Source organism: Xenorhabdus yunnanensis (genome assembly GCF_028598805.1).
In the GTDB taxonomy this organism is placed as follows: Bacteria; Pseudomonadota; Gammaproteobacteria; order Enterobacterales; family Enterobacteriaceae; genus Xenorhabdus; species Xenorhabdus yunnanensis.
Genome location: NZ_JAQRFI010000273.1, coordinates 1 through 335, shown reverse-complemented (window position 1 = coordinate 335; position 335 = coordinate 1). Strand labels below are relative to the sequence as shown.

General features: G+C 61.5%; 1 protein-coding gene. It reads left to right on the top strand.

Translation table 11 applies throughout. From position 1 onward, the window contains the following. Positions 1–335 (top strand): phosphopantetheine-binding protein (locus tag PSI23_RS22215; protein WP_273557070.1); only part of this gene is annotated, 335 nt, incomplete at both ends.

The following is a 335-nucleotide window of genomic DNA, read 5'->3' as shown; positions in this document are numbered from 1 at the left end:
CTGGGGGAAACAGAAACCGTTCTGGCTCAGATTTGGCAAGATTTGCTGGGCGTGGCGCAGGTTGGCCGCCATGACCATTTCTTTGAGCTCGGCGGGCATTCCCTGCTTGCCGTCCAGCTTGCTGCACGCATACGTCAGGCACTGGCAAAAGAGTTGCCGTTACAGACGCTCTTTACCCAGCCCGTTCTGATGACGCTGGCCCAGACGCTGACTGACGCGACCACCACCACTCAGACGCGCATTCCCACGGCGGACCGCCGCCGGCCATTGCCACTGTCCTTTGCCCAACAGCGTTTGTGGTTCCTCGGTCAGCTCGATCCGGCCGCCAGTCAGGC